The organism is Streptosporangium sp. NPDC051023, from assembly GCF_040689595.1.
In the GTDB taxonomy this organism is placed as follows: Bacteria; Actinomycetota; Actinomycetes; order Streptosporangiales; family Streptosporangiaceae; genus Streptosporangium.
On the sequence record NZ_JBFBCE010000007.1, the window covers coordinates 177373 to 187887 of the forward strand.

The following is a 10515-nucleotide window of genomic DNA, read 5'->3' on the forward strand; positions in this document are numbered from 1 at the left end:
CCCCCGCCGTATCCGGTCGCCCGGCTCACGCCAGACGGATCCGTTCGAAGGCGTCGGCGTCGATGTGAGAGGCCAGGTCGGCCAGCCGGTCAACGGCGTTGCCGCGCCTCGCCTCGCCGGTGACCACCAGCATCAGCCTGTGCCGCAGGCAGATGTGCCACAGGTGCGCCAGTAGCAGCACCGAGGTCGACTCGGCCCAGTGCACGTCGTCCAGGACGATCACCGTCGGCGCCCGCTTCGTGATGGCCAGCACCCAGGTCCCGAGCGCCTCGAAGACCCGTGCGCGCTCCGCGCTGGAATCGAACTGCGCGAGGTGTGAACCACCCACCCGGGTGGCGACCTCGGGGAGCAGCCGCGCCACCACGTCGGCCCAGCCCTCCAGGTCCACCACCAGTTGCTCGGTGCTGGAAGCGCTGGCGTAGAAACCGAGCGCCTCCTGGAACGCCCGGTACGGCACGCGCGCCCGCTCCTCCCATCGGCCGTACAGCACGAGCGCGCCCTCCGCGTGCAGCCGCAACGCCAGCTCGGCGGTGAAGGCGGTCTTGCTCACCGGCGACCCGCCGGAGACCAGCACCATCCCCGCGCCGCCGTCCACGGCGTTGCGCCACACCCGCCTCACCGTCTCCAGCTGGGCCTCCCCCTCGGCCGTCTGTTCTCCGGCCGAACCGTGGACGGCGCGGCGGGCCCACCCGAGGTTCGACGTGGCGACGCCGTCCGCGCTGGAGCCGCCGATGGACATCCGGTAGATCCGCTCGGGTTCGGCGCCGGGCGCCGGTGTCCACAAGCCCTGGTCGAGCAGACCGATGCCGGGCGGCAACGTCGGGCCGGCCACCACCGCGGCCGGCGCGGTGACGAGGATCTGCCCTGATCGGGTCTTCGCGAGCAGACGCCTGGCGTGCGCCAGCGCGGCGTCACGCGACTGCGGGCCGCTCCGATCCTCGTCCACGGTGCACAGCACGATCCGGAGGCCGACCAGCGGGACGTTCGCCGCCCGCTGGGAGCTGGCCACGGCGTGCGCCATCTCGACCGTGACACGGGTCGCGTCGCACACGCTGGCGTAGACCGCGCTGATCAGCCAGCCGGTGGCGGTCACCTCGAATCCGATCTCGATGCCTCCCGCGCTCAGCGCGATGTCGTGCGCGCGCTCCGCCTCGGCCTGGCCGAACCGCCGGTCGAGTTCGGCCGCGAGCATGGTGACGAGTCCGGGCGGGGTGTCGTCGGGTTGCCGAGGCCAGGAGTCGCGCACGAGGCGCCGCAGGCACCGTGTGACGGACAGACCGCTCGCCGGGCCGGGGACTTCGCCAAGCTCGGTGTCGGCGAGCGGGCGGGAATCACCGTCAGAGGACGTCGCGCTGGAAGGCTCCCCCAGTTCGCACCGCAATTCGTCTTCCCTTCTTCACCAAACGCAATACCGGTAGCCTGCCGGGCCGAATCGACAGGCAAAAACGATCACTACGGCGACCTCAAGGAAAGGCCGCCCCGGCGATCAAACCCGAATCATACGTTTCAAAGATGGCACTCCGCCAGATTTCACATTTTGGATGTCCGCAGCTCAAAAATTGACACCATGATTGACGATAGCCTCACAAATCATGCTATATGCGCATTCATGAGCAGGTGTCACATTATATCCCGGCCGATCGCCTCACCAATGACGTGATCTTCTGAGGATGCCTCAGCACCGCCTTACGGCCGCCATTCCCACTGAAGTCAGGATTTTCAGATGAGGAATTTACCGGGCTGGCCCATTTACCGTTTCTCATGGATTCGACGGCGTATCACAGGCGACAACACGATGAAGACGAGGTGAAACTGTGATTCACGAAATCGCGCGGCCTCGACCGGCGCGGCAGACGCCCGCGGTCAGCCGTCCGACTCCCTGCGGAAGATCACGTTCGCCGCAGCGTCGGCGCCCATCACCGCGATCTCGTTGGTGGGCCAGGCGAACGACAGGTCCGCGCCGATCGAGCGGGAGTCCATGACGATGTACGCCCCCGTACGCCTTTCGCGGGATTACCTGGACACGCGGCACAGTGACGACACAGTGGCGGCACAGCAGGCGTACGCCGGCTTGGCGCCGTGCCGGATGATGCCGTCGTGCGCCTGCCCGGTGCCGGGCAGGAAGCCGGGCATGTCCACGAGGGTGACCAGCGCGATGGTGAAGGCGTCACAGGTCTGCGCGAAACGGGCAGCCTTCTCTGCGGACTCGATGTCGAGCACGCCGGCGGACACATGCGGCCGGCCGGCGACGACGCCGACGGGCACTCGGCCAGGTCGGCGGACGGCTGCTCGGTGGCTTTCGCGCTCGGGCCGCGGCGGGCCCGCTCATGCCTCAACCCGAGCTCGCGCATGTCCGGAGTGCCGCGGCCGGTGCGGAGTTCGCGGGAGGCGGCGCCGGCGCGGGCACGGCACGGAGGAGGGCGTGACCGTCGCCGCCGTGCCATGCGGGGGCACGCCGTTGTCGGCGAACGTGTTCCTGAGGATGGTCACGCCTTCTCGCTTCGCCGAGGTCCGTCCCGGCGCGCTTGGGTGGCCGGACACGTGACTGTGCACCGGCCACCCGAGCAGAACAGCGACTTTCAGGTGATGGAGACCCCGCCGTCTATGCTCACCACCTGACCGGTCATGTAGTCGCTGTCGATGAAGAAGCCGATGCCGCGAGCCACCTCCTCGGTCGTCCCAAAACGCGGGATGGGAGATTTGTCCCGGATGTTGTCCATGACGTGAGCGGGAAGGTCCCTCGTCATGGCCGTCACCATGAACCCCGGTGACAGAGCGTTGACCGTCACCCCCCGGCGGCCGCACTCGGCGGCCAGGGTCCGCGTCAGGCCGATCACACCCGCCTTCGAGGCCGAATACGCCGTCTGACCGGCGGTGGCGATCAGTCCCGAGGGCGACACGATGTTGATGATCCGTCCCCACCTCCTGCGGAGCATGTGAGGGACCGCGACCCGGCAGGTGTGAAAGGTTCCCAGGAGGTTCGTGTCGATGACCTGCTTCCAGTCCTCGGGCGACTGCATGGCCATGAGCCCGTCCCTGCGAATCGCGCCGTTGTTGACCAGCACGTCGACAGGACCGAGCCGATCCCGGATCCGCTTGTACAGCTCGGTGACCGCCTCCCATGAGGCGACGTCACCGCCGACCACCATCGAATCGTTCTGGAGTTTGCTCGCCACGGCCTCGGCCTGGGCTTCCGAGCTGTTGTAATGGACGGCCACCCGGCAGCCGAGCGCGTCGAGCTCCACGGCCAGGTCCTGCCCGAGTCCGCCGGACGCCCCTGTGACCAGGGCGACCGGATGCTCGGGGCGAGGGCCGCCGATCTCCCCCGCACCGCTCATTTCGACACCCCACCCCACCTGAGGAGAACCGAGGCCCAGGTCATGCCCGCGCCGAACCCGGCGAGCAGGACCAGGTCCCCGTTTTTGACACGCCCCGCGTCGAGCGCCTCCGCCAAGGCGATGGGGATCGACCCCGACGCGGTGTTCCCGTACCGGTCCAGGTTGGTGACCAGGCGCTCCGGGTCGAGTCCGGTGTGGCTGAGGATCGAGTTGATGATGCGGATATTGGCCTGGTGCGGGACGATGTGGTCGACGTCGGCGGCCTTCACCTTGGCCGACTCCAGCGTGGCCCGCACCGTCTGGACCGAGAAGCGGACGGCGTTCAGATAGATCTCGTTGCCGTTGATCTTGGCGTAGTGGAGGCCCGCACGGACGGTGTCCTCGGTGGTGGGCATCCGGCTGCCGCCGGCCAGGACCTTCAGGCTGTCGGCCCGTGAGCCGTCGGCGCCGAGGTTCCAAGACAGCAGCCAGTTTTCCGGACTCGGCTTGAGCACGACCGCGCCCGCCCCGTCACCCACGAGGATCCCCAGGTCGCGATCGGCCGGGTTCACCGTGAGGGAGTGTGTGTCGGAACCGATCAGCAGAATCGGACGCGGATCCATGGCCATCAGGCCCACGGCCGTCACGAGCCCGTACACCCACCCGGAGCATTCGGCGTTGACGTCGTGCGCGCTGCCCGCGATCCCGAGACCGTGGTGCACGAAGGCGGACGTGGCCGGTGAGAGCTGCTCGGGCGTCGCCGTGGCCACGATGAGATGCGCGATGTCGGCGCCGGTCAGGCCCGCGCGCTCCAACGCGCGCCGACCGGCCTCGATCGCCAGGGAGGCGGTGGTCTGTCCCTCCTCCACGATCCGCCGCTCCCGGATCCCGCAGCGGCTGACGATCCACTCCTCGTCGACACCGAACCGCTCGGCCAGCTCGACACTGGTCAGCACTCGCTCGGGGACGGCCATGCCCCACCCGGCGATCTCGAAGCCGCTCATGGCGGGCTACTTCCCGGCGGCCGGCTGGGCGGCGAGCGCCATGAGCCGCTCGTGCAGGGTACGCAGCGTCGCCGTGTCGTCGATGTCCTTGAAGAGCGACTCGTCGGCGGGAATGTCGGGGTACTTGTTCTGGAAGCCGTACAGCCATTCCATCAGGTCCAAGGAGTCGACGTCCGCGATCTGCAACAGAGCGGCGTCGACGTCAACGGCCTCAGCACCCGACACGGCCTGCAGCTGGGTCGCCAGGTCCTCGACGGTGGGCAGTTCCATCAGCTTTCGCTCCTCACTCTTTGGCTCTGGGAGACCGGCGACGACCCGGCTCATCCGCGTCGCGCCTCCTGCCGGCCCTTGGTTCGGATGAAACTCCTGCCGGCGCAACGAACCCGCAACACCGGCGACGGGCCCTGAACCAGGGGCCTCACGGACGACTCGCCGCTCGCGCGCGGATCGCGGTGAGCGCCGGAAACGGGCCCTCGGAAAGCCGGTGTCCCCCGTGCCGCGCGGTTCTCGGGCGCCCTCTCGGCCTGCGCTCGAGGGCCGTCTTGCGCATCTGTTGCGAAGGTCGCGGTTACCTCGTACCACACCTGCAGTTCAAGCCTGAAGTGCGACGAGATGGGGCCAAGGATGACAACGGTCACGAGCAGGTCGGTGAACCCCGAGGTCGAGGCGATCAGACACCACTACGAGGTGAGCAACGAGTTCTATCGCCTTCTGCTCGGCCCGGCCATGATGTACTCCGGCGGCTACTGGAACGACGGGGAGGACCTGCGCGCCGCACACGAGACGGCGCAGGAGCGCAAGCTCGACACCTTCGCCGACATCGCCGGTGCCAAGGGAGCCGCCAAGGTACTGGACATCGGCAGCGGGTGGGGCACGATGCTCGACCGGCTGACCACCGTCCACAGGGTGGAGCAGGCGGTCGGCGTCACACTGAGCCGGACCCAGGCCGACTACGTCGCCGGGCTCGGCAACCCCAAGATCAAGGTCCATGTGGAGAGCTGGGAAGACCACAAGACCGACGAGCCCTACGACGCGGCCTTCTGCATCAACGCTCTTGAGCACTTCGTGCTGTCGAGCCTCACCCCGCGCGAGCGCATGAACCGGTTCCGGGAGTTCTTCGGCAAGTGCCACTCCCTGCTGAAGCCGGGCGGGCGGCTGGTCCTGCACATCATGACGGTCGAGAACCCGCCGCTGCAGCGCCGGATCATCGACGACCTGAAGTTCCTGCAGCGCGAGGAGTTCGCCGGGTGCTACATCCCGCACCTGCACCAGCTCACCGCGACCTGCGAAGGACTCTTCGAGGTCGCCGAGATCCGCAACGAGCGCGAGTCGTTCAGCCGGGCCTGCCGCGTCTGGCTGATGAACCTGGCCGATCGCAGGCAGGAGGCGGTCGCCCTGGAGAGCGAGGAGGTCGTGGCCCGCTTCGAGCGCTACCTCGACATCTTCGCCTACACGCTCGAGGACGGAATCTTCAACAACTTCCGCGTCGCCCTGACGCGGCGCGGCTGAGAGGAGTCACCGTGACGAGCACACTGGACTCCGGACGGGACGAAGCGCGAAACAACGGAACCGGAGGGGGCGCAGGACGCCCCGTCCCGCACGTCCGGGCGGCCGTGATCGGCACGGGGTTCTCCGGATTGGGCACGGCCATCCGGTTGCTTCAGGAGGGCGTCGACGACTTCCTCGTCTTCGAACGGGCCGACGAGGTCGGCGGCACCTGGCGCGACAATTCCTACCCCGGGTGCGCGTGCGACGTGATGTCGCTGCTGTACTCCTTCTCGTTCGCGCAGAACCCCAACTGGAAGACCACCTTCGGCAAGCAGGCCGAGGTGTTCGCCTACCTGCGCGACTGCGCCGACCGCTTCGGGGTACGCCCGCACATCCGCTTCGGTCACGACCTGCTCGCCGCCCGCTGGGACGACCTCAGGCGGCTGTGGCACATCGAGACCAGCCAGGGCGCCTACACCGCCCAGATCCTGATCACGGGCACGGGCTACCTGAGCGAGCCGATGATCCCGTCGCTGCCGGGCCTGGAGACCTTCCAGGGCAAGGTCTTCCACTCGGCCGGCTGGGACCATGACTACGACCTGGCGGGCAAGCGGGTGGCCGTGATCGGCACGGGCGCCTCCGCCATCCAGTTCGTGCCCAAGATCCAGCCCAAGGTCGCCCAGCTCGACCTGTACCAGCGGACCGCGCCGTGGGTCGCCCCCAAAGCGGACAAGACCATCACCGCGGGCCAGTTCTGGATGCGGCGGAAGGTGCCCGGCTACCAGAACTTCCGCCGGAACTTCAACATGTGGGGCCGCGAGGTGCTGGCCTTCATGCTCGCCCGGCCCAAGGTCGTCGAGAAGACGATCCAGGGCATGGCCAGCAAGCACCTGGTGAAGAGCATCCAGGACCCCGAACTGCGGGCCCGGCTCACCCCCGACTACGCCGCGGGGTGCAAGCGGCTGCTGTTCTCCAACGAGTACTACCCCGCGCTGTGCCAACCCAACGTCGAGCTGGTCACCAACGGCATCAGCCGGGTCGAGGCCGGGTCGATCATCACGGCCGACGGCAGCGTGCGGGAGGTCGACGCGATCATCTTCGGCACCGGGTTCCGCGCCACCGACCGCCCCGTCGCCCACCGGATCTGGGGTCGCGACGGCCTCCAGCTGGCCGACGCCTGGCGCGACACGATGTCCGCCTACGTCGGCACGACGATCGCCGGCTTCCCCAACCTGTTCATGCTGCTCGGCCCGAACACGACTCTCGGGCACTCCTCCCAGACCGTGATGATCGAGGCGCAGATCGCCTACGTGGTCGACGCGCTGAAGCAGATGGGCAAGCGGGGCCTCGCCAGCGTTGAGGTCCGTCCCGAGGTGCAGACGGCCTACAACAAGCGGCTCGACACCCGCCTGGAAGGCACGGTGTGGAACGCCGGCAACTGCAGGAGCTGGTATCTCGACGACAAGGGCCGCAATCCCTCGATCTGGCCCACCTACACCTGGCGCTTCCGTAGTCAGACCAAACGGTTCGACATGCGGTCCTACCAGCTCGCGACCTCCGTCGGCGCCGGCGTGCCCGCCGGGGCGGCAGCGGCGAATCCGTGACGATATGGAGAGACAGATGACCGGCACGATTTCCCGGCGCGGCCTTCTCAAGGGGACCGCGGCGGCCGTGGTCGGGTGGAGCGTGGTGAACGCCACCTGGGTCACCGCGGCCAACGCCTCGGGTTCCGGAGTGGTCCCGGTGCCCCGGCTCGACGGGACGCTGGAAACCACGCCCGCCGTACTCGGCAGGTTCTCGCACGACTTCGGGAACCTGGTCGCCACGACGCCGAAAGCCGTGCTCCGGCCGGGCTCGGTGCAGGACATCGTGAAGATGGTGAACTACGCCCGCCAGCAGGGCCTCAAAATCGCCATGAACGGCCAGAGCGGGAACGGCGACGACATCGAGTCGCACTCCAGCTACGGGCAGGCGGCGGTCCCCGGCGGCATCGCGATCGACGCGCGATCGCTTTCGAGGATCCACAGCATCGGCGACGGCAACGCGGTGGTGGACGCCGGTGTCACCTGGGCCGCCCTGACGGACGCGGCCCTGGCCCGCGGCAAGACGCCGCCCTCGCTGACCGACTACCTCTACCTGTCGGTCGGGGGCACGGTGAGCGTCGGCGGCATCGGCGGCACGGTCCAGAAGTACGGTCTGCAGTGCGACACGGTCCAGGAGATCGAGATCGTCACGGGCGACGGCAGGCTGCTCACCGCCTCCTCGACCGTCCGGCCCGACCTGTTCAACGCCGCGCTGGCCGGTGGCGGCCAGGTCGGGATCATCGTGCGCGCGAAGGTCAAGCTGATTCCGGCACCGGCCCGCGCGCTGGTGATCAGCCTGTTCTACAACGACCTCGGCACCTACCTCGCCGACCAGGAGAAGATCCTGCAGGACGGGCGGTTCAGCCACCAGTCGGGCGAGATCGTCCGCAAGGCCGACGACTCCGGCTGGCGGTACAGGATCGAGGCGGTGAGTTACTACACGCCGCCCTCGGCTCCCAACCAGGCGGCGCTGCTGGCGGGCCTGCGCGACGACCGCGCCTCCCTGGAGGTCTCCGAGTACGGCTACCGCGACTGGGTCTTCCGGCTGGATCCCTTCGAGGCGTTCCTGAAGGAGGGCGGTTACTGGTCGCAGCCGAAGCCCTGGCTGAGTCTCGTGCTGCCCGCCTCGCAGGTGCAGCGGTTCGTCAACACGGTCGTCGCCGAGCTCACCCCCGCCGACCTGGGCGTGGGTTTCTCGATCCTGTACCCCTTCCTCCGTTCCAAGCTCACCCGTCCGCTCTTCGCCCTGCCTGGCTCGGCCGATCAGGTCCTGTATCTGTTCGACCTGCTGCGCTTCCCGTATCCCAACGACCCGGGCATCCAGGGCATGCTCGCCGCGAACCGGCGGCTTTACGACCTGGCCGTTTCGCTGGGCGGTAAGCGTTATCTGGTCGGCGCCATCCCCGGCATGACCGGGGAGGACTGGCGGCGTCACTTCGGTCCGTCCTGGAACCAGCTGGTGAACGCGAAACGGTGCTACGACCCCGCAGGCGTACTGACACCGGGTCAGGGCTTCTTCTCCTGACCGTCCTCCGCCACCCGCGCGCCCGCGACGCGATCGCGGGCCCCCGACCTGCGTCGCTCCCGCGCGGCGCGCGGGTGGCGATCGTCCCACGGTCCGTCCGAACCGGTCCGCCACCTCCATGGAGGCTCCCATGAACGGCTACGACCTCATCGACGAGGCGTTCATCGACACCTCACCCGATGTCGTGTGGAAATTCCTCATCGCCGAACTGCGCGGTGCGGCCCGCTGGTGGGTCCCGCACAACACCTTCGAACCCGGCTCGGTGCCGCCCGACCAGGTCGGCGGAGAGGTCCGGGTGACCGTGCACACCAAAGGAGTCGACAAGGGCGGCATGAAACTGAGGTTCTCCAGCCGCACGCGTATGGCCGACCCCGAACGACGGCTGGCGGCCGACTACTTCGAGGGCGTCTTCCTCGGATCGAACGAGTTCGTCCTGGATCCGGTGGACGGCGGGCGGCGTACCCGCTTGTCGATGCGCTTCAACGCAACACCCCAGGGGTTCCTGCGCCAGTTGTCCCGCGTCGCCGACCTCGGGCTGCAGCACTCGAAGGCGACCCAGGAGGCCTTCGCCAACCTCAACGCCCTCGTCGGCGGAGAGCCCGCGTCCGGCCGGAGCACGCGATGAGCGTAACCGACGGCAACACCGCCGCCAGAACGACCGAACACGTCGTCCGGACCGACGACGGCGCCAAGCTTGCCGTCACCGTCCGTGTCCCCTCGCTTCGCGTGATCGGCTCCACGGTCGTGCTCTCCCACGGCTGGGCGGCGAGCCGGAGAATGTGGCAGGAGGTGGCCGACCGCCTCCTGGCCAAGGGACACAGTGTCGTCCTGTACGACCAGCGGGGCCATGGACGTTCGACTCTCGGACGCTCCCCCATCGGCGTCGAACGGCTCGGCGATGACCTGGCCACGGTGCTTGCCGCGTTCGACACCAGGAACGCCGTCGTCGCCGGGCACTCCGGGGGTGGCTTCGCCGCCATGAGCTTCGCCGTCCGCGATCCCGGCCGCGCCTCCATGCGGCTGCGGGGCCTCGTGCTGGTGGCGACCGCCGCCCACGACCAGGACACCCCCGACGGGGAGGTGCGGATGATGGGAAACCGGTTGTTCAGCTGGGCGTTGTCCCGCCCCTGGCTGGGACGGCGGCTCCTGGGCCAGACCATGGGCCCTCAGCCCGACCGCGCCGCCCTCGAAACCAACCGGCGGATGTTCGCGGCGACCGCCGCCCGGGTACGAGCCGACTGTTTCCGGTCGTCCCGGGGGATGGACCTGCGGGCAGGCCTCATGTCGGTGGCCGTGCCCGCCGTGGTGCTCGCCGGCGACGCCGACCGGGTCATCGCCCCGAAACTCGGGGAAAGCATCGCCATGACCATGCCGAACGCCCGCTTCGAGCGGGTGCCCGGCGCCGGGCACATGCTGCCCCTCGAAGCACCTGACCGCGTCGCCAGAGCGATCGTCGAGCTGGCCGACCGCTGAGCCCGGCGCCCCGCAAACGTCCACGGATGAAGACGGCCGCCTCGACCAATTCCCCGGTGGAGGCGGCCGGCTTTTTTGTTTCGACCCTGACGGGCAGCAAGACACCCCCGCCCGCCTCGCCCGCG

The 10515-nt window shown here is 68.7% G+C and carries 9 protein-coding genes and 1 pseudogene; 5 read left to right on the forward strand and 5 right to left on the reverse strand.

Annotated features, from left to right (window positions below; all coding sequences use genetic code 11):
- Positions 1-25: 25 nt before the first annotated feature.
- From AB0395_RS07080 to AB0395_RS07100, 5 genes and pseudogenes are all read right to left on the reverse strand, one after another.
- Positions 26-1381 (reverse strand): ATP-binding protein, encoded by a 1356-nt coding sequence (locus AB0395_RS07080; RefSeq protein ID WP_366277838.1) that lies wholly within the window; start codon positions 1379-1381, stop codon positions 26-28.
- Between the two features lie 494 nt (positions 1382-1875).
- Positions 1876-2271: pseudogene (locus AB0395_RS07085) on the reverse strand (carboxyl transferase domain-containing protein); the annotation flags it as partial.
- 308 nt (positions 2272-2579) lie between these two features.
- Positions 2580-3338: a 3-oxoacyl-ACP reductase family protein gene (locus tag AB0395_RS07090; RefSeq protein ID WP_366277840.1), complete on the reverse strand. Its 759-nt coding sequence runs from the start codon at positions 3336-3338 to the stop codon at positions 2580-2582.
- Positions 3335-4321 carry a beta-ketoacyl-ACP synthase 3 gene (locus AB0395_RS07095; RefSeq protein ID WP_366277841.1) on the reverse strand — a complete coding sequence of 329 codons (987 nt, stop codon included), beginning with the start codon at positions 4319-4321 and terminating at the stop codon, positions 3335-3337. The genes AB0395_RS07090 and AB0395_RS07095 overlap by 4 nt, the downstream gene beginning before the upstream one ends.
- 6 nt (positions 4322-4327) lie before the next feature.
- Positions 4328-4591, reverse strand: a complete 264-nt coding sequence (locus AB0395_RS07100; protein ID WP_366277843.1) for a hypothetical protein — start codon at positions 4589-4591, stop codon at positions 4328-4330.
- Between the two features lie 354 nt (positions 4592-4945).
- On the opposite strand from AB0395_RS07100, the gene AB0395_RS07105 reads away from it, so the two are divergent.
- The 5 genes from AB0395_RS07105 (at position 4946) to AB0395_RS07125 (ending at position 10390) form a co-directional block, all read left to right on the forward strand.
- Positions 4946-5830 carry a class I SAM-dependent methyltransferase gene (locus tag AB0395_RS07105; protein WP_366277845.1) on the forward strand — a complete coding sequence of 295 codons (885 nt, stop codon included), beginning with the start codon at positions 4946-4948 and terminating at the stop codon, positions 5828-5830.
- Between the two features lie 11 nt (positions 5831-5841).
- A complete protein-coding gene (locus AB0395_RS07110; protein WP_366277846.1) occupies positions 5842-7413 on the forward strand; it encodes an NAD(P)/FAD-dependent oxidoreductase in 1572 nt (523 codons plus the stop codon).
- A gap of 16 nt (positions 7414-7429) precedes the next feature.
- The gene (locus AB0395_RS07115) at positions 7430-8917 is read left to right on the forward strand and encodes an FAD-binding protein (RefSeq protein ID WP_366277848.1); all 1488 of its coding nucleotides are present in this window, start codon (positions 7430-7432) and stop codon (positions 8915-8917) included.
- 130 nt (positions 8918-9047) lie between these two features.
- Positions 9048-9542 (forward strand): SRPBCC family protein, encoded by a 495-nt coding sequence (locus AB0395_RS07120; RefSeq protein WP_366277850.1) that lies wholly within the window; start codon positions 9048-9050, stop codon positions 9540-9542.
- Entirely contained in the window at positions 9539-10390 is an 852-nt protein-coding gene (locus tag AB0395_RS07125) for an alpha/beta hydrolase (protein WP_366277852.1), read from the forward strand. Before AB0395_RS07120 ends, AB0395_RS07125 begins: the two co-directional genes overlap by 4 nt.
- The last annotated feature ends 125 nt before the right edge of the window (positions 10391-10515 follow it).